22 protein-coding genes are annotated in these 20,842 nt (G+C 69.6%); 6 read left to right on the plus strand and 16 right to left on the minus strand.

Features of this window, described 5'->3' with window-relative positions; translation table 11 throughout:
* Window positions 1–15: 15 nt before the first annotated feature.
* A complete protein-coding gene (locus tag IF54_RS0135790) occupies window positions 16–2,370 on the minus strand; it encodes a transglycosylase domain-containing protein (RefSeq protein WP_030326560.1) in 2,355 nt (784 codons plus the stop codon).
* Window positions 2,371–2,608: 238 nt separating this feature from the next.
* On the opposite strand from IF54_RS0135790, the gene IF54_RS0135795 reads away from it, so the two are divergent.
* The 5 genes from IF54_RS0135795 (at window position 2,609) to IF54_RS0135815 (ending at window position 7,527) form a co-directional block, all read left to right on the plus strand.
* A complete protein-coding gene (locus IF54_RS0135795; RefSeq protein ID WP_030326562.1) occupies window positions 2,609–3,526 on the plus strand; it encodes an SPFH domain-containing protein in 918 nt (305 codons plus the stop codon).
* Window positions 3,472–3,840 (plus strand): hypothetical protein, encoded by a 369-nt coding sequence (locus IF54_RS0135800; protein ID WP_234439143.1) that lies wholly within the window; start codon window positions 3,472–3,474, stop codon window positions 3,838–3,840. The genes IF54_RS0135795 and IF54_RS0135800 overlap by 55 nt, the downstream gene beginning before the upstream one ends.
* A gap of 116 nt (window positions 3,841–3,956) precedes the next feature.
* Window positions 3,957–4,481 (plus strand): PadR family transcriptional regulator, encoded by a 525-nt coding sequence (locus IF54_RS0135805; RefSeq protein ID WP_030326566.1) that lies wholly within the window; start codon window positions 3,957–3,959, stop codon window positions 4,479–4,481.
* Complete coding sequence (locus IF54_RS0135810; protein ID WP_030326568.1) at window positions 4,478–5,164, plus strand: ABC transporter ATP-binding protein; 687 nt, start codon at window positions 4,478–4,480, stop codon at window positions 5,162–5,164. Before IF54_RS0135805 ends, IF54_RS0135810 begins: the two co-directional genes overlap by 4 nt.
* A complete protein-coding gene (locus IF54_RS0135815; protein WP_030326569.1) occupies window positions 5,161–7,527 on the plus strand; it encodes an ABC transporter permease in 2,367 nt (788 codons plus the stop codon). The genes IF54_RS0135810 and IF54_RS0135815 overlap by 4 nt, the downstream gene beginning before the upstream one ends.
* A gap of 23 nt (window positions 7,528–7,550) precedes the next feature.
* On the opposite strand, the gene IF54_RS0135820 is transcribed toward IF54_RS0135815, so the two are convergent.
* The 11 genes from IF54_RS0135820 to IF54_RS0135870 all read right to left on the minus strand — a co-directional run bounded on the left by IF54_RS0135820 (window position 7,551) and on the right by IF54_RS0135870 (window position 18,347).
* Window positions 7,551–7,979: a hypothetical protein gene (locus IF54_RS0135820; RefSeq protein WP_028809499.1), complete on the minus strand. Its 429-nt coding sequence runs from the start codon at window positions 7,977–7,979 to the stop codon at window positions 7,551–7,553.
* A gap of 4 nt (window positions 7,980–7,983) precedes the next feature.
* Complete coding sequence (locus IF54_RS0135825) at window positions 7,984–8,382, minus strand: roadblock/LC7 domain-containing protein (protein WP_030326570.1); 399 nt, start codon at window positions 8,380–8,382, stop codon at window positions 7,984–7,986.
* Window positions 8,383–8,424: 42 nt separating this feature from the next.
* Complete coding sequence (locus IF54_RS0135830) at window positions 8,425–9,243, minus strand: hypothetical protein (protein WP_037821071.1); 819 nt, start codon at window positions 9,241–9,243, stop codon at window positions 8,425–8,427.
* Between the two features lie 156 nt (window positions 9,244–9,399).
* Window positions 9,400–10,830: an AI-2E family transporter gene (locus IF54_RS0135835; protein ID WP_078852228.1), complete on the minus strand. Its 1,431-nt coding sequence runs from the start codon at window positions 10,828–10,830 to the stop codon at window positions 9,400–9,402.
* Between the two features lie 133 nt (window positions 10,831–10,963).
* Window positions 10,964–11,620, minus strand: coding sequence for a transglycosylase SLT domain-containing protein (locus IF54_RS0135840; RefSeq protein ID WP_030326577.1), 657 nt, complete (start codon window positions 11,618–11,620; stop codon window positions 10,964–10,966).
* A 9-nt stretch (window positions 11,621–11,629) separates the two neighbouring features.
* Entirely contained in the window at window positions 11,630–12,316 is a 687-nt protein-coding gene (locus IF54_RS0135845; RefSeq protein WP_028809501.1) for a transglycosylase SLT domain-containing protein, read from the minus strand.
* Window positions 12,317–12,717: 401 nt separating this feature from the next.
* Window positions 12,718–14,043 carry a PhoH family protein gene (locus IF54_RS0135850; RefSeq protein WP_030326580.1) on the minus strand — a complete coding sequence of 442 codons (1,326 nt, stop codon included), beginning with the start codon at window positions 14,041–14,043 and terminating at the stop codon, window positions 12,718–12,720.
* A 324-nt stretch (window positions 14,044–14,367) separates the two neighbouring features.
* Window positions 14,368–15,141 carry an isoprenyl transferase gene (locus tag IF54_RS0135855; RefSeq protein WP_030326582.1) on the minus strand — a complete coding sequence of 258 codons (774 nt, stop codon included), beginning with the start codon at window positions 15,139–15,141 and terminating at the stop codon, window positions 14,368–14,370.
* Window positions 15,142–15,905: 764 nt separating this feature from the next.
* Window positions 15,906–16,751: a methyltransferase domain-containing protein gene (locus IF54_RS0135860; protein WP_030326583.1), complete on the minus strand. Its 846-nt coding sequence runs from the start codon at window positions 16,749–16,751 to the stop codon at window positions 15,906–15,908.
* Between the two features lie 84 nt (window positions 16,752–16,835).
* Window positions 16,836–17,711, minus strand: coding sequence for an LLM class flavin-dependent oxidoreductase (locus tag IF54_RS0135865; protein ID WP_030326584.1), 876 nt, complete (start codon window positions 17,709–17,711; stop codon window positions 16,836–16,838).
* A gap of 51 nt (window positions 17,712–17,762) precedes the next feature.
* Window positions 17,763–18,347, minus strand: a complete 585-nt coding sequence (locus IF54_RS0135870; protein WP_030326585.1) for a dihydrofolate reductase family protein — start codon at window positions 18,345–18,347, stop codon at window positions 17,763–17,765.
* 66 nt (window positions 18,348–18,413) lie between these two features.
* Between IF54_RS0135870 and IF54_RS0135875 the strand changes: the two genes are divergently transcribed.
* Complete coding sequence (locus IF54_RS0135875) at window positions 18,414–18,764, plus strand: DUF192 domain-containing protein (protein WP_030326586.1); 351 nt, start codon at window positions 18,414–18,416, stop codon at window positions 18,762–18,764.
* Between the two features lie 29 nt (window positions 18,765–18,793).
* On the opposite strand, the gene IF54_RS0135880 is transcribed toward IF54_RS0135875, so the two are convergent.
* From IF54_RS0135880 to IF54_RS0135895, 4 genes are read right to left on the minus strand one after another with little or no spacing between them, the layout of a single operon-like run.
* On the minus strand, window positions 18,794–19,420 hold the full coding sequence (locus IF54_RS0135880) for an OmpA family protein (RefSeq protein WP_030326587.1): 627 nt from the start codon (window positions 19,418–19,420) through the stop codon (window positions 18,794–18,796).
* Window positions 19,421–19,427: 7 nt separating this feature from the next.
* Complete coding sequence (locus IF54_RS0135885; RefSeq protein ID WP_030326588.1) at window positions 19,428–20,006, minus strand: hypothetical protein; 579 nt, start codon at window positions 20,004–20,006, stop codon at window positions 19,428–19,430.
* Between the two features lie 34 nt (window positions 20,007–20,040).
* Window positions 20,041–20,640, minus strand: coding sequence for a pilus assembly protein TadG-related protein (locus IF54_RS0135890; protein ID WP_078852233.1), 600 nt, complete (start codon window positions 20,638–20,640; stop codon window positions 20,041–20,043).
* Window positions 20,637–20,825, minus strand: a complete 189-nt coding sequence (locus tag IF54_RS0135895) for a Flp family type IVb pilin (protein ID WP_030326596.1) — start codon at window positions 20,823–20,825, stop codon at window positions 20,637–20,639. Before IF54_RS0135895 ends, IF54_RS0135890 begins: the two co-directional genes overlap by 4 nt.
* Window positions 20,826–20,842: the final 17 nt, after the last annotated feature.

The following is a 20,842-nucleotide window of genomic DNA, read 5'->3' on the forward strand; positions in this document are numbered from 1 at the left end:
TCTTCGTGTCGGTCGCTACTGGCCGGCGTTCGGGTCGAACGGGTTCGCCGGTGGCGTGGTGCTGTTCTGCGGTGTCGACGGCGGTACCGAGACCGGCGGGGTCGTCGGCGGGGTGGCCTGCGGAGTGGTCGGCGGGGTCGTCGTCGGCGTCTGAGACGGGGTCTGAGACGGCTTCTGCGTGGTCGGCGTCGACGACGGGGTGCTGGACGGGGTGGCCGACGGACTCGGCGTCCAGGTGGGCTGGACGGCGGCGCCCTGGTCGGTGTCCAGGTCGAACTTGGTGTTCTTGCCGGCGACGCCGAAGGTGTAATCGGCCCAGATCTCGGCCGGGAAACCACCGCCGTTGACGCGTGCCTTGCCACCCACGCCGTACATCTTGGCCTGTGCCCTGGTCTTGTAGTCCTCGCCGAACAGGCCGACCGAGGTGACGAGGTCCGGGGTGTAGCCGGTGAACCAGGCCGACTTGTTGTCGTCGGAGGTTCCGGTCTTGCCGGCGACCTTGCGGCCGTCGCGGGCCGGGTTCTGCTGCACGGACTGCTGAGCCGTACCGTCGTTGACCACGCCGGTCAGCACCGAGGTGACCGTGTCGGCGGCCTCCCGGCTGATGACCTGCTCGCCGATCGGGTCGGGCATCTGGAACTCGGTGCCGCCCTGCTCGGCCGACTTGATGATGGTCGGCGTGACCTGCTTGCCGTGGTTGTCGAGGGTGGCGTAGACGCCGGCCATCTGGATCGGGCTCGCGCCCATGGTGCCCAGGGTGTAGGCGGGCAGCGGCTTGAGCTTGCCGGTGTCCATGCCGAGCTTGGTGGCCGTCTCCAGCACCTTGTCCATGCCGACGTCGACGCCCATCTGCGCGAAGACGGAGTTGATGGACTGGTTCATCGCCGTCTGGACGGTGACCTGCTTGCCGTAGTCGTGGTCGTCCTCGTTCTCGGGGGCGAATCCGACCTTGTCGCCGTTGCCGTCCACGACCTGGCGCTTGCTGGTGCCGTCGTAGACCGTGTTGGCGCCGATGGTCTTGCCGCTCTGCGTCTGGGAGTTGTTCTCCAGGGCGGCGGCGAGGATCACCGGCTTGAAGGTCGAGGCGGGCTGGTAGTCGGTGCGGTTGGCGTTGTTGTAGAAGTGCTTGGTGTAGTCGGTGCCGCCGTACAGGGCGACGATCTTCCCCGTCTTCGGGTCGACGGAGGCCGCACCTGCCTGGACGTTCAGGTCGACCTTGCGCTTCTTCGGGTCCAGTTGCTTGGTCAGCTGGTCCTTGACCGCCTTCTCCAGCTGGGCCTGCTTCTTCTTGTCGATGTTCAGGGTGAAGGTCCACCCGGCGTTCTCGACGCGGGCCTCCGCCTCGTCCTGGGTGATGTTCTCCTTCGCCATCAGCTGCTTCTCGAGCTGCTGCTTGGCGAGCTTGACGAAGTAGCCCTTCTGCCCTTCGAGACCGGGATCGGCCTTGGGCTCCTTGGGCACCGGGAACGTCATCTTCGCGCGCTCGCTCTGGCTCAGCCAGCCCTGTCCGACCATGTTGTTCAGCACGTAGTTCCAGCGTGCCTGCACGAGCTTCTTGCCGGTGGGAGTGGCGACCGCCCAGTCGTACTGGCTCGGAGCCTGGAGCAGCGCGGCGAGGTACGCGCCCTGCGCGACGTTGAGCTTGCTGGCGTCGACGCGGTAGTAGTCCTGGGCGGCGGCCTGGATGCCGTAGGCGCCGCGACCGTAGTAGCTGGTGTTGATGTAGCCCGCGAGGATGTCGTCCTTGGGCGTCTCGCGGTCCACCTTCAGCGAGATGACCAGTTCCTTCAGCTTGCGCGTGACGGTCTGGTCCTGGTCGAGGTAGTAGTTCTTGACGTACTGCTGGGTGATCGTGGAGCCACCCTGCTTGCCCTTGCCGGAGAGGGTGTTGAACAACCCGCGGGCGATGCCCTTGAAGTCGACTCCCGCGTCCGTGTAGAAGGTCTTGTTCTCGGCCGCCACGAAGGTGTGCTGGACCGGCTTGGGCACCTCGGAGAGGTCCACGTTCTCCCGGTTGGTGTCGCCCTCGCGGGCCATGACCGCGCCGTTGCTGTACTTGTAGATGTTGCTCTGCTCCAGGGCCTTCGGGTTGCCCTTGGGAATGTCGATCATGAGGTACATCACGACGAAGGCGCCGATGCCGAGCAGACAGACGGCGAAGAACGCGCCGAGCATCTTCTTCCAGGTGAAGAGCCTGCGTATGCCGCTCTTACCGTTCTTAGCGCCCTTCTTACCGCGGGCGGCCGCCTTGCGGGCCGCGGCCCTGCCGCCGGTCGCGATGCCCTCGCTCGGCGTCCCGGACGAGCGCGTGGGCGGCGCCGCGCGGCGGCCACCGCGCTGACGTGCTCTTCTCTCTTCCGCTCGTCCCATGGGTCGACTCGCTCCGCTTCCTCATCGGCGGCCACACAGGTTCGTGGCTCAGGTCAGCTCAGAAAGCTAACACCGGTCTATATGACACAGCGCATTCGATCCGGTCTCGGAGGGGCGTGAGAATCAGCACCCGCCCCCTCGGAACCAGACCTCCGAAGGGGCTTCAAGGTTGCCGGGAAGGGGTAATGTGATATCACTTAGTAAGCAGTGAGCTAGTCCACGAAACGGGGGACCATCCATGTCCGCACACGATTCCGCGCCCGCCGCGGACGCACCCGAGATGCCCGCCCCGCGCGTGCGGGAGGTCGCCGCGCACAGCATCGGCGGCGCGCTCGCGCTGCTGCTGGGTCTGCTCGGGCTGCTGATCGCCGTCTTCCTGTTCGCCGCGAGCGGGGAGAGCCCCGGCTTCGCGGTCGGCGGGGCGCTCGTCCTGGTCGCCGCGCTGATCTCGCTGCGCGGGCTGAACACGGTCGCGCCGGGTGAGGCCCGGGTCGTCCAGCTCTTCGGCCGGTACAAGGGCACGATCCGCCAGGACGGTCTGCGCTGGGTGAACCCCTTCACCTCCCGCACCAAGGTCTCCACCCGGGTCCGCAACCACGAGACCGCCGTCCTCAAGGTCAACGACGCCTACGGCAACCCGATCGAGCTGGCCGCCGTCGTGGTGTGGAAGGTCGAGGACACCGCGCAGGCCACCTTCGAGGTGGACAACTTCGTGAAGTTCGTCGCCACCCAGACCGAGACAGCCGTACGGCACATCGCGATCGAGTACCCCTACGACGCCCACGACGAGGAAGGGCTCTCGCTGCGCGGCAACGCCGACGAGATCACCCAGAAACTCGCCACCGAGCTGCACGCGCGCGTGGAGACGGCGGGCGTCCAGATCATCGAGTCCCGCTTCACACACCTCGCCTACGCGCCCGAGATCGCCTCGGCGATGCTCCAGCGGCAGCAGGCCGGGGCGGTCGTCGCGGCCCGGCGCCAGATCGTGGAGGGCGCGGTCGGCATGGTCGAGGAAGCGCTCGCCCGGATCACCGAGCGGGACATCGTCGAGCTGGACGAGGAGCGCAAGGCGGCGATGGTGTCCAACCTGATGGTGGTGCTGTGCGGCGACCGGGCCCCGCAGCCCGTCCTCAACACCGGGACGCTCTACCAGTGACGGCACCTTCCGAGGGGGGCTCCCCCGAGCGGCGGCCTCAGCAGCGCAAGCAGGTGCTGCTGAGGCTGGACCCGCTGGTGTACGAGGCACTGGCGCGGTGGGCCGGGGACGAGCTGCGGTCGGCGAACGCGCAGATCGAGTTCCTGTTGCGCAGGGCCCTGAAGGAGGCCGGCCGGCTGCCCGGTGACACCGGACCGCTGCCGCGCCGGGGACGGCCACCCAAGGACGCCGGGAACAGCGATACCGCTCAGGACCCCAAGGGCGCCGGGAACACCGGGACCGCTCAGGACCCCAGGGACGCCCGGGACAGCTAGAGGCGCGTAGCAGAACCGTGACAATCGGCCCCCACCTGCGGCTGCTCACCCCCTGAAACCCCTCTACACACTCCGCGTATACATGCGGGGTATACACCGCATGTACAGTCCTCCCCATGTCCATCGGTCACACCCTTCTAGGGCTCCTGGAGTCGGGCCCCCGCCACGGTTACGACCTCAAGCGGGCCTTCGACGAGAAGTTCGGTCACGACCGGCCGCTGCACTACGGCCAGGTCTACTCGACGATGTCCCGCCTGCTGAAGAACGGGCTCGTCGAAGTCGACGGCATCGAGCCCGGCGGCGGCCCCGAGCGCAAGCGTTACGCCATCACGGACGCCGGGATCACCGACGTACAGACGTGGCTGGCGACGCCCGAGAAGCCGGAGCCGTACCTCCAGTCCACGCTGTACACCAAGATCGTCCTTGCGCTGCTCACCCATCGCGACGCGGCCGACATCCTCGACAGCCAGCGCGCCGAGCATCTGCGGATGATGCGCATCCTCACGGACCGCAAGCGCAGGGGCGACCTCGCGGACCAGCTGATCTGCGACCACGCCCTGTTCCATCTGGAAGCCGACCTGCGCTGGCTGGAGCTGACCGCCGCGCGTCTCGAGAAGCTCGCGGAGGTGGTGGTCAAGTGACCCCGGCCGGTTCCCTGCTCGTCGCCGACGCACTGCACAAGGCGTACGGCCCGACCGTCGCGCTCGACGGCGCCGAGTTCTCCATCCACCCCGGCGAGGTCGTCGCCGTCATGGGCCCCTCCGGGTCCGGCAAGTCGACCCTGCTGCACTGTCTGGCCGGGATCGTCACCCCCGACTCGGGCTCGATCCTCTACAACGGCCGCGAGATGGCCACCATGAACGACGCCGAGCGCAGTGCGCTCCGGCGCTCCGAGTTCGGCTTCGTCTTCCAGTTCGGGCAGCTGGTGCCCGAACTGACCTGTGTGGAGAACGTGGCGCTGCCGCTGCGGCTGAACGGCATCTCCCGCAAGGACGCCGAGAAGGCCGCGCTCGGCTGGATGGAGCGCCTGGAGGTCGACGGCCTCCGCAAGAAGCGACCCGGTGAGGTGTCCGGCGGTCAGGGGCAGCGGGTCGCCGTGGCCCGGTCCCTGGTGACCAACCCGCGGGTGCTGTTCGCGGACGAGCCGACCGGCGCGCTGGACTCCCTCAACGGAGAGCGGGTCATGGAGCTGCTCACCGAGGCCGCGCGGTCCACCAACGCGGCCGTCGTCCTCGTCACGCACGAGGCACGGGTCGCCGCCTACTCCGACCGCGAGATCGTCGTACGGGACGGGAAGTCCCGGGACATGGAGCGGGTCGTATGAATCTCGGGCAGTGGTGGCGAGACCTCGCCATGGGGGTTCGGTTCGCCTTCGCCGGCGGACGCGAGGGATGGGTCCGGGCGCTGCTGACCGCGGTCGGCGTCGGACTGGGGGTGGCGCTGCTGCTGCTGACCACCGCACTGCCGAACGCCCTGACGGTCCGGCACGAGCGGGGCGACGCCCGCGCGGACACCAACTACGGGCAGAAGGAGCTGAAGAAGGCCGACAACACCCTGCTGTCGGCGAACGCGTCGACCACCTTCCGGGACACCGACGTCCGCGGCCGGGACCTGGAGCCCGAGGGACCGAAGGCGCCCCTGCCGCCGGGGGTCGACAAGTTCCCCGCGGTCGGCGAGATGGTCGTCTCCCCCGCGCTGAAGAAGCTGCTGGAGTCCCCCGACGGCAAGCTCCTGCGGGAGCGGCTGCCGAACCCGATCGCCGGGACGATCGCCGAGAGCGGGCTGATCGGTTCCCACGAACTCGCCTTCTACCGCGGGGCCGAGGGGATCGGAGCGCACGGCCTCACCAACGCCGGAATCACCCGGATCGACCGGTACGGCACCCCGTACCCGAGCGACTCGGGCTCCGACCCGGTGCTGGTGCTGCTGGTCCTGGTCGTCTTCGTGGTGCTGCTGACGCCGGTCGCCGTGTTCATCACCGCGGCCGTCCGCTTCGGCGGCGAACGGCGCGACCGACGGCTCGCGGCCCTGCGTCTGGTGGGCGCCGACGGCCGTTCGACCCGGCGGATCGCCGCCGGCGAGGCGCTGGCGGGCGCGGTGCTCGGCCTGGTCCTCGGCACGGTGTTCTTCCTGATCGGCCGTGAAGTGGCCGGATCCATCGAGGTGTTCGGGCAGAGCGTGTTCCCGAGCTACCTCAACCCCTCGCCGCTGCTGGCCCTGCTGGTCGCGTTCGCGGTGCCCGCTGCGGCCGTGCTGGTGACGCTGCTCGCCCTGCGGGGCGTGGTGATCGAGCCGCTCGGTGTGGTGCGTACGGCGAAGCCCGCGCGGCGCCGGCTGTGGTGGCGGCTGCTGCTGCCGCTGGCCGGGCTCGGGATGCTCTACCCGATGGTCGGACAGGGCCGCGACGGCGGCGACTTCAACCAGTACCTCGTCACCGGCGGGGTGATCTCGCTCCTGGTGGGCGTGACCGCGCTGCTGCCGTGGATCGTCGAGGCGGTCGTGGCCCGGCTGGGCGCGGGCGCGGTGTCCTGGCAACTGGCCGTGCGCAGGCTCCAGTTGAGCAGCGGCACGGCGGCCCGGATGGTCAACGGCATCGCGGTGGCGGTGGCCGGGGCGATCGCGCTCCAGATGCTCTTCGCGGGCACGTCGAGCGACTACACCAAGGACACCGCGTACGACCTCTCGCGGGCGCAGATGCAGGTGAGCGTCCCGAAGGGGAAGTCGCTCGCGGCGACCGCGAAGGAACTGGCCGAGACCAAGGGAGTCCGGCACGCGTACGCGTTCAACGAGGGCTTCGCCAACGACGGACCGGGCGAGAACGCGAACTGGGCCCGGGTGACCGTGGCCGACTGCGCGTCCCTGCGTCAGGTGGCCAAGCTGCCCTCCTGCCGCGACGGCGACGTCTTCGCCTCCCATGTCGCCCCGAGGCGGGGCGACAGCGCCTCCGCGAGCGAGAACGCCGACGACGAGTCGACCGTGGCGGCCCGGCCCGGCCGGAAGCTCTGGTTCGACACGTCCGAGGACGATGAGAACCCCACCTCGGTGACCTGGAAGGTTCCGAAGGGCGTCAAGCAGGCGGAGGCCATCGACGACCCGACGGGCTACCGGCGCGGCGGCATCCTGGTCACCCCGTCCGCCTTCCCGGCGACGGCCGCGGCCGGTGTGCGCGGAGAGATCTACCTGCGGCTGGACGACTCGATGCCGGACGCGCGCGAGTACGTCCGCAACACGGCCGCCCGGATCGACCCGCACGAGGAGCCCATGACCTGGGTGTCCGCCAAGCGCAACAACGAGTACGCCTCCATCCGCACCGGCCTGTTCGTGGGCGCCGTCTGTGTCCTCGCACTGATCGGGGCCAGCCTGCTGGTCTCCCAGCTGGAGCAGCTGCGCGAGCGCAAGAAGCTGCTGTCGGCGCTGATCGCCTTCGGCACCAAGCGGCGCACCCTGAGCCTGTCGGTGCTGTGGCAGACGGCCATCCCGGTCGGGCTCGGTCTGCTGCTGGCCTCTGCGGTGGGGCTGACGCTGGGCGTGGTCCTGCTGAAGATGACGAGCACCGCGGTGCGGGTGGACTGGCCGAGCGTGCTGGCGATGACCGGCGCGGGGGCCGCGGTGGTCGTCGTGGTGACCCTGCTGAGCCTGCCGCCGCTGCTCAGGCTGATGCGGCCGGACGGGCTGCGGACGGAGTAACCGCCCGCAGCCGGGTGTCCCGGTCAGAGGCTGTACTCCTTCACCACCCGCCGGACCTGGGCGAACAGCATGCCGACGTTGACCGACTTGCGGCACACCACGACGGCCACGACGTCCTGCTGTTCGACCAGCCGCACGAACAGGTGCGTGAGGTTCTCGCTGTTGACCAGGATCTCCTGGAAGAAGTGGTTGTCGCTGCTGATCCCCCGACGCTCCTTGAAGACGTCCTCGATCATCACGACCGTACGGCCCTGGAACAGGTCGAGAGTCGCCCCCGCCAGGAGGTCGAGGACCTCCGGCGGGTGGTTCTCGACGGTCTCGTACGACAGCAGCATGCCGGTGGACATGTCGACCACGCCGGACGCGACGCAATCGGGGGCGTCCGTGCGCAGGGACTTGACCAGGCCCATCACCTGGTCGGAGAAACCTGAGGTCATACGCTTCGTCCCCATCCCTTCAGACTCCTTCTGATGCTTTGTCGCTCGCCGTGCCGGTGAGGATCGAGCCGATCCGGTGGAGGGTCGGCTGGGTCGCCCGGTGCAGCTGCTCCAGGTCCATCCCCTCGTCGCCGAGCACGACCATCAGGGCGGTGTCGCCGACGGCGTAGAAGGCGGCACAGCCGTGGCTGCCGTAGGTCACCGTCCGGCGCAGCGCGCCGCGGTCGGTCGCCCCGGCGGTGCGCCGGGCGAGGCCGAGCCCGGCCGCGGCGAGTGCGGCGAGGCCCTCCGGGTCGATCGAGTCGGCGGTGTCGGCGGCGATGAGCAGCCCGTCCGCGGCGGCGACCGCGGTGTCGGTGATCCCGGTGACCTGTTCGCGCAGACCGCGCATTTCGAGCGCCAGGGCTTGGTGATCCATTGACTCAGCTCCCCTGATTCTGTTCACATCTGATCGGCAGTTTCATTTCGCTGTTCCATTCCGGAGTCGGAAAAAGCTTCCTGGTTTACGGCGGGGCAGATCGCCGTACGCCGGTGGCGGGGGCGGCTCTGCCTGCGAGGGCTTGCGGGGCTGAAGCGCATGGCCGTCGGGCAGCGTGCGGACCGGAAGGGGCACAGGTGCCGCGGTGCACACCAGGAGCCCTTCGTCGAGCATCCGGGCGACCTCGACCGTGACGGTGTAGACCCCGCGCCCGACCCGGAAGGCGAGATCGCGGGCCGTGCAGCGGCCGTCGGCGTGGGTGAGCAGCTCGCGCTGGAGCCCGGTGGACCCGGGCCCGGTGCCCGAGGGCACGGGCCGTTCCCGGTCGGGGTGCACGGGGTGCGGCAGACCGGCCAGGGCGCTGAGCCTGCGGGTCGCGTCCTGGAGCAGTCGCAGGGGTGGCTCACCCAGCGGGACCTGCGCGAACAGCTCGGCGGAGGCGACGCGTTCGCAGCTGTCCACCCGGCCCGCGGCCATCGCGAAGGCGGCGTCGTGCAGCGCCAGCGCGCACACCACCCTGAGCTGTGCGGCGCCGGCATAGCCGTGCGCGATGAGCGCGGTCGCCGGCCAGCGTGAGCCCCCCGACTCCCGCACCAGTTCGGCCCACTGCTCGCCGCTGACCCGGCCGGAGCGCAGCAGCAGTGCCTCGGGGCCCGGGGCGCCGGGGGTCTCCACGGCGACCACGCGGCCATCCCCGAAGTGGAAGGTGCCGCCGGGTGTGCCGTGGACCCGCAGCTCTCCGGTGTAGCCGTCGCGGCCGCACTCGGCCAGGGCCTGAGCCAGGTGTTCGTGGCCCGACATCACACCCCCCGCCGCCTCGCACATACGCCTGACGCGTAGCGCTGAGGAGGGAATGTGTATCAGTCCGGGCGCATATTCCGGACGCGAGTTTTCCGAGCTGCCTTTAGTTGACGGAAGTTGAGTTCGGCGGGGTGTTCAAAGCAGCACGTTCGGCGCTCATTTGACCGAATCCGAAGGAGGTTTTTCGGGACCCGGAGGCGGGTCCACCGGCCCCTCCCCGTCTGCTACGGCAGCGGGCTCGCCGTCGTCACGGCGCCCGCCCTTGTCCTCGTGCCCGATCGCCCGACCGTCCTCGTCCTCGGCGTCCGGGGAGTCCGGGTCGTCCGGGTCGTCCGGCGGCAGCGACTGGTCCTCGGCGTACGCCTTGAGGTAGCTCACCACCGTGTTCGTCACCGCCACCAGCGGTACGGCCACCACCGCGCCGCCGATGCCGGCCACCATGCCGCCCGTCGCGACCGTGAGGACGACCGCGAGGGGGTGCACGCGGACCGCGCGGCCGAGGATGAACGGCTGGAGGATGTGGCCCTCGATCTGCTGGACGGCGAGGACCACCGCGAGCGTCATCACCGCGGTGAACACGCCCTGGGTGACCAGCGCGACGAGCACCGCCAGCGCGCCGGAGGCGACCGCGCCGACCAGCGGGATGAAGGAGAACAGGAAGATGAAGACGGCCAGCGGCACCGCCATGGGCACCTTGAGGAAGTAGATGCCGATGCCGATGAAGACGGCGTCGATGAGCGCCACCAGGACCGTGCCGCGGACGTAGGCGGTCAGCGTGCGCCAGGCGCGCGGACCGGCGCCGGCCACGGCGGGACGGGCGGCCGCGGGGACCAGCTTCAGCGTCCACTCCCAGATGCGGCGCCCGTCGTAGAGCAGGAAGAGGGTGGAGAAGAAGGTCAGCAGGATGCCGGTGAGCGCCTCGACGACGACCTGGACGCCTTCGAGGCCCGCGGAGGTGATCTGGTCGGTGTTGGCGCCGACCGCATCCCGCAGGTTCTTGGCGATCTGGTTGATCTGCTTGTCGGTGACGTGGAAGGGGCTCTTCAGCAGCCAGTTGCGCAGGTCGTCGATGCCGCTCTGGATCTGCTCGGAGAGGTTGTCGATGTTCTCCATGACCTGCCAGGTCACGAACCAGCCCAAAAGCCCTATGACGACGAACCCGAGGATCGCGGTGAGCGCGGTGGCCGGGCCGCGCGGTACGCCGTGGCGCCTGAGCCGGGCCACCGTCGGCTGGAGCAGCGCGGTGATGAGCAGGGCCACCACGAAGGCGAACACGACGAGCTGGACGGAGCTGATGATCCGCATCAGCACCCACACGGTGCCCGCGAGGATCAGGAGCCGCCAGCCGGCCTCCGCGGCGACCCGGACACCCCACGGCACGGCCTGCGCGGGATCGGGGCGCGGGACCAGCACGACGGGCTCGCGGGACGCGGCACCCACGGGCCGCTTCGGCTTGCGCACGGGCGGCACGGCCGAGCCGTCCTCGGCCTCCTCCCGGGCGACCTCGGCGCGGCGCTCGTCCAACCGCTCACCCACATCGGTCAACCGGGCACCGAGCCGGCCGATCCACCCTGGCACTCGCGACATGATCCGTCCTCTTCCCCCGTCTCTCCCCACCACTCCCCCCAGGAGTCCTCCGGTCCGACCGTACAGGGCGGCAGCCCCTCCCCCTAGGACGGGGAGGGGCTGCACGGGGTTGAGCGGCGGGCGAGGCCCGCGATCAGTAGTTGCCGTGGGCCTGCCAGTACGACCAGGCGCCGCAGGGGCTGCCGTACCGGCCGTTCATGTAGCCGAGGCCCCACTTGATCTGGGTGGCCGGGTTGGTCCGCCAGTCGGCGCCGGCGGAGGCCATCTTGTTGCCGGGCAGGGACTGGACGAGGCCGTAGGCCCCGGAGGCGGCGTTGACGGCCAGGTAGTTCCAGGTGGACTCGTGGTTCACGATGTTGCTGAAGCACTGGAACTGCCCGCTGGGCACGATCTGGCGGGCTATGGCCTGGACCTCGGCGACGGTGTACGAGGACTGCTGGGGGAAGATGCCCTTGGCTTCCCGCTCCTTCTTCGCCTTCTCCTCGGCGGCCACGCGCTTGGCCCGAGCGTCCTTCGCCGCCTGCTCGCGGGCGGACTCCTCCGCCGACTTCCTGGCGACGGCGTCCGCGGCGACGGCCTGGGTCTCGGCCTGCCGGGCCAGCGGGGCCGCCTGGACCGGGGCCTGTTCGCCTACGGGTATGTCCGCGAGCAGGGTCGCGTCACCGGCCAACGCCTGCGCGTCGTCGGTGGGGTGTGCGGTGCCGGCCTGGGCGACGCCCATGACGGCACCGACAGTGGTGACCGCCGTGGCCGAGACCACGGCGAATCCACGCGCGGAGTTCCGGCTCACGGCTGGGGCCTAGTACCAGTGGTTGGCCTGCCAGAACGACCAGGCCTCGCAGGGGCTGCCGTACCGGCTGTCCATGTAGTTGAGGCCCCACTTGATCTGGGTGGCCGGGTTGGTCTGCCAGTCGGCACCGACCGACGACATCTTGGAGCCCGGCAGGGCCTGGAAGAGACCGTAGGCGCCGGAGGAGGCGTTGACGGCCCGGTAGTTCCAGCTGGACTCGTGGTCCACGATGTTGCTGAAGCACTGGAACTGGCCGCTCGGCACCATCGAGGCAGCCATCGACTGGATCTGCGCGACGGTGTACGAGCTCTGCACCGGGAAGCTGGAGGCGCTGCGGCTGGCCTTCTCCTTGGCCTCGGCGCGCTCCTTGGCTTCCTTGGCCGCCTGCTCGGCGGCTTCCTTCTTCTCGATCGCGGACTTGGCGGCGGCCTTGCGGGCCGACTCCTCGGCGATCTTCTTGGCGCCGGCGTCCGCGGCGATGGCCTGGTAGTCGGCCTGCTGCGTGAGGGACGCGGTCTGCACCTGAGCCTGCTCACCCGCGGGGATGTCCGCCAGGAGCGTCGTCGTGTCGGCTGCCGTCGCCTCGGCGTCGTTCGGCTGCGCGACACTGCCGGAGGCGACTCCGACAACGCTACCTACAGCGGTGACCGCGGTGGCGGAGGCCACTGCGAATCCCCGGACCGAAATCGGGCTCACACGGTTTCCTTCCAGCATCGCCCGCTTCGGTGACCCTGGCGGACGCAATCGTGCCCCTGGACACTGGCCTCCCAACTAACGGGGTCACGGGAGGCACGGGCCCGGTGGGCAACTCCCTTGCGGGGAGCGCCGCGTGGTGCGCGGGCGGCATACGGCGGACGATATGGAGTTGAGCGTGGTGCTGTTGTGGTGCCGTACCGCTGGGGGTACAGGTGTGCCGTATGCGGGGCCTGACAGAACCGAGACTCTGCCGTAACCGGACGCCGGGTGGCAATTCTGAGTTGCGTGTGAAAGCTCACATCCCGTTTGACCCCAGGGATTTCATGAAACGCCGACACACGAAGGCGCCGCCCGGCTAGGCTCTTGGCCCTTCCGAACGGCGCCAACGGGCTGGTTCTACCTCAGACTTGGCCGTCCTCGAGCATTTCGGTCACAAGGGCCGCGATCTGGGACCTCTCGGACCTCGTCAGCGTCACATGCGCGAAGAGCGGGTGCCCCTTCAGCTTCTCCACCACGGCGACGACACCGTCGTAGCGACCGACGCGAAGATTGTCCCTCTGTGCCACGTCATGGGTCAGAACGACCCGCGAATTGGCGCCGATTCGGGACAGAACGGTCAGCAGGACGTTCCGCTCCAGCGACTGCGCCTCGTCCACGATCACGAACGCGTCGTGCAGCGAACGACCGCGGATGTGAGTGAGGGGCAGGACCTCGAGCATCCCGCGCGCGGTGACCTCCTCGATGACCTCACGGCCGGCGACCGCGGACAGCGTGTCGAAGACCGCCTGCGCCCAAGGGCTCATCTTCTCCGACTCGGAGCCCGGCAGATAGCCCAGTTCCTGGCCGCCGACCGCGTACAGCGGACGGAAGACCATGACCTTCTGGTGCTGGCGGCGCTCCAGGACCGCCTCCAGGCCCGCGCACAGCGCGAGCGCCGACTTTCCGGTGCCGGCCCGGCCGCCCATCGACACGATCCCGATGTCCGGGTCGAGGAGGATGTCCAGCGCGATCCGCTGCTCCGCGCTGCGGCCCTTGATGCCGAAGGCCTCCCGGTCGCCGCGCACCAGGCGGACGTTGCCGTCCGGCGAGACCCGCCCCAGCGCCTTGCCGCGCTCCGAGTGGATCGTCAGGCCGGTGTGCACCGGCAGCTCCGATGCCTCGGGCACATAGACGTGCCCCTCCTCGAAGAGGATGTCCACCTGCTCGCCGGGCAGCGTCAGTTCGGACATCCCGGTCCAGCCGGAGGAGCCCGTGATGGCGAGCTCGGCGCGGTACTCCTCGGCCAGGAGTCCGACCGAGGACGCCTTGATCCGGAGCGGGAGGTCCTTCGACACCACGGTGACGTCGAACCCCTCGGCCTGCAGATTGCGGGCGACCGCGAGGATGCGGGAGTCGTTGTCCCCCAGGCGGTAGCCGCTGGGCAGCACACTGGGGTCCGAGTGATTGAGCTCGACACGGACGGTCCCGCCCAGCTCCCCGATCGGGATGGGGGCGTCGAGACGGCCGAACCTCACCCGGAACTCGTCGAGCAGGCGCAGGGCCTGCCGGGCGAAGTAGCCGAGTTCGGGATGGTGCCTCTTCGCCTCCAGCTCCGTGACCACGACGATGGGGAGCACTACTTCGTGCTCGTCGAAGCGGCTCAGGGCGTTCGGGTCGGCCAGCAGGACGCTGGTGTCGAGAACATAAGTGCGCCGGTCAGGAAGACGGCGCTTTGTGCTGGTCACCACGGAAGGACGTACCCCCTCGGATGAGGTCGGGGAGCGACGGAGTGGAGCTGGACCGGTCGACGGCCCGTTTGCACGGGCCGGGAACCGGCCCTCCACTGCTTCTTCCGTGCCGTAACCGCACGGTAAGGCTGGTGCAAAGGGCCTCCCGGGCGGACGGCCCCGTGCCGCCCGCTGAGATCCGACACCCGTGGTTCGGGCATCGACCTGCTTGGCTTATGCCCTCGAACATGCGCCACCATGCCAGTGCGCATGACGGCGCGCTGGTGAACTCCTCGTTACTTCCGCCTCAGACGGGGTATACGGGCGCTGCCTGTGAGCGCCCGGTCATCCGCCGTAACGCCGGTGGCGGGCGGCGTAGTCGCGCAGGGCGCGCAGGAAGTCGACCTTGCGGAAGGCCGGCCAGAAGACCTCACAGAAGTAGTACTCCGAGTGGGCCGTCTGCCACAGCATGAATCCGGACAGGCGCTGTTCGCCGCTGGTCCGGATCACCAGGTCGGGGTCGGGCTGGTCGCCGGTGTAGAGGTGGCGGCCGATCATGTCGATGTCGACGGCCTCCGCGAGCTCCTCCATCGAGGTGCCCTTGTCCTGCGCGTCCAGCAGCATCGCCCGTACGGCGTCGGCGATCTCCTGGCGGCCGCCGTAGCCGATGGCGACGTTGACGAGTATTCCGTCGATGTGGGCGGTGGACTCCTCCGCCTCCTTCAGCGCCGTCTGCATCGGGGAGGGCAGCAGGTCGGGGGTGCCGACGTGGTGGACGCGCCAGCGGCCGTCGCCGGCGAGGGTGCGGACGACGTCCTCGATGATGCCGAGGAGGGGGCCGAGCTCCTCCGGCGGGCGGTTGAAGTTGTCCGTCGACAGCAGCCAGAGGGTGACGACCTCGACGTCCGTCTCTGAGCACCAGCCGAGGAACTCCTCGATCTTCTCGGCACCGGCGCGGTGGCCGTCGACGGGGCTGGAACCGGCGGCCTTCGCCCAGCGCCGGCTGCCGTCCACGATGACACCGATGTGCTTGGGCACCTGGGCGTGGTCCAGGTGGCCCTCCACCCGGCGTGCGTAGAGCCTGACGAGCAGGCCGCGCAGCTTGTCGCGCAGGTTCACGTGATTGTCGCCCCTCCGTGCGGATGCGGTCCCCGCGGACTGAGGGTACCGGGCGCCCAAGGTGCGGGGCGCGGTGGGTGCTTGGGCGGGTGCGGGGTCGTCGGGTCTCTTGGCGGGTGTCCCGGGGGGCTGTCCTCATGCGTGCCGGATGCGGTCCGGAGGCGTACTGACGGGTTCCGGACGCGGTCCGGATGCGCGCTGACGGGTTCCGGATGCGTCCCGGTCGCGCCCCGGGTGCGCGTTGGATGTGCCCTGGATGTGCCCTGGATGTGCCCTGGATGTGTTCTGGGCGCACAAAAAACGGGCCGGTCCGTGGGGGGGAGACGGACCGGCCCGAGGGGGGGTTTCCACCATAACCCTTCGTAAGTGATGCTGCGTGCATCGGCGTGCCACAACTACTCTCCGCAGTCACTCGGCGACGGCATGGTGGGGGGTCGAAGCCCAGTTCATGGGGGTTTCGTGGCCGAAACGCGGCGGAATCATGGGGGCGTACGGCATCGCCCGCGTGGGTGAATCCGGGTCGGAACGTTTCTTTGACGCCGGCAAGTGGGCGCGGCACCGCGCAGCCCCCTCCTCTGCGCGGTGCCACCGCGCAGCTTTGCTGGCGCGAATTGCCTCGTGTTGAATTTACGTCAGAAGTGACCGAGATGCGAGCTGCCTGGGATAACGATGTGGAAACCCCGTGAAGACCATGGAAATCTGGGGTAGATGGGCGGGGTGCGCTACGTTACGCAGCCATATGCACCCTTTCTTCACTTTTGCGGTTAGCTGAGCTTCTTCGGCTTGCGCGCCTCGACGAGGTGTCGGCTGCTGTGCGCGACGAAGGGGCCCTCGGACTCCATCCGCTCGTGCAGGGACCGAAGTTGGGGCTCGTACTGCTCCACGGTGAAGCCCGGGACCATCCACACCACTTTGCGCAGGAAGTGGACGACGGCGGCGATGTCGTGGAACTCCATCCGCAACCGCTCGGCACGCAGGTCCACGATCTCCAGTCCGGCCGCTTCGGCGGCCGCGCGTTCGCGCTCTGGATGCCGGTCGGAGCTCTGTTCCGGCGGCTGCGGTCCGAGGAAGTGCTCGACGAGTTCGAACACGCTGCGCGGGCCGACGTGCTGGCCGAAGTAGGTGCCGCCGGGCTGGAGCACCCGGGCGATCTCCGCCCACTGGGGGTTGACCGGGTGCCGGCTGCTGACCAGATCGAAGGTGGCGTCGGCGAAGGGGAGCGGGGCGTCCTCGGGGGTGGCGACGACCACGATGCCGTGGGGGCGGAGCAGGGCGGTGGCTCTGGCGAGGTTGGGGGGCCAGCCTTCGGTGGCTGCGGCGAGAAGGGGGGTCTGGGGCGGCCTTGCGTGGGCCTGGGGAGAGGGGGGTTGTTGATCGGGGGCTGAGGTTCCCTGATCGAGGGCGAAGGCCAGGACCTCGCCGCCGCCGGTCTGGAGGTCGAGCGAGGCGGTGGCCCGGGTGAGCCGTACAGCCAGGGAACGGGCGTATCCCCACGACGGCCGCGCCTCGGTGGCCCGCCCCTCGAACCACGAGAAGTCCCACCCGTCGGTGGGGACGGCGGCTCCCTCGGCTACGAGGTCTTCGAAGGTGTGAGTGTCCTGGGTGGTCATGGTGTCGATCGTGGCAGCTGGGCGGGGGCGGGCGCTGTCCAATTTCTGGGGCGGGGTGGGGGTCGGGGTTGGGTGGACCGGCGGTCAAGGAACCAGGGGGCGGACTTCCTGGGCGGTGAAGCGGATGAAGCCCTCTGGGTCGGGCTCGTCGGCCGTGGGCTGGAGGACGACCGTGTCGGCGCCCGCCTCGACGAGTCGCTCGACGGCCTTCGCGACGGCGCCCGCGTCCCCGGCGACACCGAGGTCGGGAACGTCGGCGTGGCCCTCGTGCGCGAGTTCGGCGTGGAGGCGGGCGGCCGCGTCGGGTCCGGTGGCGGTGAGGAGGTAGACGACGACCTGGTGCGGCTGTCCGGTGCGGCCCGCCTCCTGGCGCCCCTCGTCGATGAGCCGGCGGGCCCGGCGGACACCCTCGGGCGGGGTGCCGGCGGTGAGGACGGTGCCGTCGGCCGACCGGCCGGCGAGTCGCAGGGTGCGCGGTCCGGTGGCCCCGGTGAGGACGTCGACGGGCCCGTCCGGCGGCCAGTCGAGGGCGACGCCGTCCAGGGAGACGTACCGGCCCCGAGTGGTGACGCGCTCCCCGCCCAACAGGGCCCGCAGCGCGTCGAGATGCTCACGGAGCAGGGTGAGCGGCGATTCGGCCCGGGCGCCGACCTGGCCCATCCAGTCCTGCACGCCGTGCCCGACGGCGAGGATCGGCCGCCCCGGGAACATCCGGTGCAGGGAGGCCGCTTCCATCGCGGTGATGGCGACGTTGCGCAGCGGAACGGGAAGCAGCCCGACACCGACACGGAGCCGTTCGGTCCACGCGAGCGCGGCCGCGGCGGTGGAGATCCCGCCCTCCAGGAAACAGTCCTCCCAGAGCCAGAGCTCCTCGAGCCCGGCCTCGTCCGCGAGCCGGGCGAGGGCCCGCAGCCGCTCGGGGGGAAGCTGGGGACGGAACACGGCGCCGAGTCGGGTCATGAGCCCCTTCCTACCCACGCCGGGGGTGGGGGACAACTTCTTTACGGGCTCCTAAGGATTCGTACGGCCGCCCGCCGCCACCTCGTACCGGAGCAGCACGACGCCGTTGCGGAAGGTGTGGGTCTCCACCAGGTCGAGCGAGGTGAGGGTGTCGGCGGACGGGAAGAGGCGCCGGCCCCGCCCGACGAGGACGGGATGGACGTAGATACGGAGTTCATCGACAAGCCCGTGGCGCATGAACTCGGTCGCGAGCACGGCCCCGCCGACGACCAGATCGCCGCCCGGCTGCTCCTTCAGCTTCCTGATCTCCTCGGGCACGACCTCCCGGACGATCGTGGCGTTCGGGTCGTCGACGTGTTCGAGGGTGCGCGAGAACACGTACTTCGGCAGGTCCCGCCAGAGCTGGGCGAACTCCGCCTCCACGGGGGTGACGTCCGGGGCGGTGTCGGCCGTGGGCCAGTAGCCGTCCATGAGCTCGAAAGTGACCCGCCCGCACAGGTCACCGCTCATCCGTCTGGTGAGGTCGTTCATGTGCTGGTGGAGTTCTTCGTCGACCAGGTGCCAGCTGATGTCGTGGTCGGGACCCTCGAAGTACCCGTCGAGGGAAACGGACATCATCAGGACGATCTTCCGCATCGGTCACCTGCCCCGGAACTGGGATGGAGGATGGCCCCACACGGTACCGAGAGGGGTGGCTGCGGCATGGGACGCTGGCGGGACGGACACGGAGAACTGGTCGTCGGCGAGGTGCGTGTCCCCCTGGAGATCGCCACGTCCTACCGGGCCCGCACGAAGGGACTGCTCGGCCGGGACGCCGTGGAGGGAGCGCTGCTCCTCTCCCCCGCGAGCAGCGTCCACACCTTCCGCATGCGCTTCCCCATCGACGTCGCCTACCTCGACCGCCGGCTCCGGGTCATCGCCGTCCACACGATGAGGCCGGGCCGCTTGGGCCTCCCCCGCCTGCGCTCACGGCATGTGGTGGAGGCGGGGGCCGGGGTGATGGAGGGGTGGGGGATGCGGGTGGGGGTGCGGGTGGAGGTTGTCGCGGAATGACATGTGGTTGATCCGGGAGCCGCCCCGCGTCAGTTCTGTCCCCGCGGGAACGACACCTCCACCCGGCGGTTCTTCTTGCGGCCTGCCTCCGTGGTGTTGGAGGCGATCGGGTAGTCCTCCGAGTAGCCGCGGACCTCGTAGGTGACGGACGAGTCGTTGAGTTCCTGGTCGAGGACGTCCTGTACGGCGTTGGCCCGTTGGCGGGAGAGGGTCAGGCCGTGGGCGTAGCTGCCGAGGTTGTCGGTGAAGCCGAAGACTCTGATCCGGGTGGCGTGCTGGTTCTTGATCTCCGCGGCGATGGCGGAGATCCGGGCTCTCGCCTCGCCGTTCAGCTTCGCGCTGTCCTTGCCGAACAGGACCTCGGCCTGGAGGGCGAACTTCACGTCCGCGTTGGTGTCCTCGCGGCGTTCGTCTCCGCTCTGGTCCTCGACGACCTGCTTGATGTCCAGGACCTTCGGTTCGGCGAGGGTGGCGCCTTCCGGCAGCTTGAGGTCGGGGTCGTTGGGGTCGACCTCCACGGGGGCCGTGGCGGAGGGTTCGGTGCCGGGCGGCACGCTGGGGCCGCCGCCGCCGTCGGCGTGCGCGGCGGGGAGGAACACGACCGTGAGGAGCGCGGCGGCGGTCACGGCGAGGGGGAGGCGGGGGGTGGTGGTCATGGGGGCCTCACCCTGAGATCTGGATGGTGGCCGAGGCGAATGTGGGGAGTTGGAAGTCGACGTCGGTGGTGCTGGTCGGGGGGGCCGGGAACTGCATGAACACCGGGATGGAGGCACCCGCGTCGATCCTCGGCATTCCCGTCGTCGTCAAGGGGCGACCGTCGGTGTCGCGCAGGACGTAGTAACGCTTCTTGGACTTGGAATCGACGAGGGTCGCTCCGCCCAGTGACGAGCCGTGCCGGATGATCTCGGTCTCGTCTCCCGCTGTGCGCACCGAGACCCGGGCCGGCTTGTCACCGTCGTTCTTCATCTCGCCGCTCACCGTGAGAAACCCACCGGAGTCCCGTTGCGCGGAGTCGATCTCAAGGGTCAGTCCGTTCTCCCCCTTGAGTTCGGCGATCGGCTCGTCGGTGCCCTCTTGTGTGCTCGCGCCGGAGCCGCCGCTCTTGGAAGCGGACGCGGACGCCTCCGGCTTCTTGTCGTCGCCGCCCCCACCGCCGCAACCGGCCACGCCGACGGCCAGACCGGCCGCGATCGTCAGCGCGACCATCCCCCTGCGGGCCTTCGCCGTGAACCGAATGTTCATCCCTGCGCTTCCCTCACCACTAGTCGTTCGTCTGTCAGTCGGCCAGATGGACGTCGAAGAGATCCTCAGGCTTTGGTAGGTCGTCGGGTTTCGCCGGATCCGGGGTCCATGTGCCGTCGTCGCACGTGAGCGTGGGCAGCGGGTCCCCGTCGGTCCCCTCCCCGGGGAGTTCGAACACGCAGGCCCGCTCGATGACCGCCGTGGCCGGCGCCCTGGACCTCTTGTTCTCCGTGCCGGGAACGATGGAATCGCCGACCGTCTTGTTGGTGAGGGCCTCCACCTTGTAGCCCGGCGGCAGCCCCGGCAGCGGTTCACAGGTGACCGTGGCATCGTTCTGCGCGGCCAGCTGGTCCGCGCGGGCGCAACCGTCGAACGGCACCCCGAGGCCCTGGAAGATGTCATTCCACTTGGTCGGGTCCCGGACGTTCTGCACCCATTCCTTGGTGAGCTGGTCCCTGGTGTCCAGAGCCGCCGCCAGAGCCGCCGCGTCGGCCGCGGTCTGGGCGCCGTTGCGGTTGGCTCCGGCCTGACCGACCGCCAGGAAGGCGAACGCGAGAAAGAGCAGACCCGCCACCACCGTGATGTAGATGGGGAAAGCCTGCCCTGCGTCGTCGAGCCGTCGAACGTGCCTCAGGCGCCGATCACTTCGTCGATCTTGTTCACGATCGCGTCGTAGATGGCCTGGCCGATGTCCGTCCCCGTGATCGCCAGCACGATCGCCACCACCACCGCGATGATGCCGAGGTACTCCACCGCGGTCTGACCCTCGTCGCGCTTGAACCGGTTGTTCATCGTGTGACCCTTCGGTGTCGCCGCCATCGACAACCGGAACGTAG

It is taken from the genome of Streptomyces sp. NRRL B-3229 (genome assembly GCF_000719505.1).
Lineage (GTDB): Bacteria > Actinomycetota > Actinomycetes > Streptomycetales > Streptomycetaceae > Streptomyces > Streptomyces griseorubiginosus.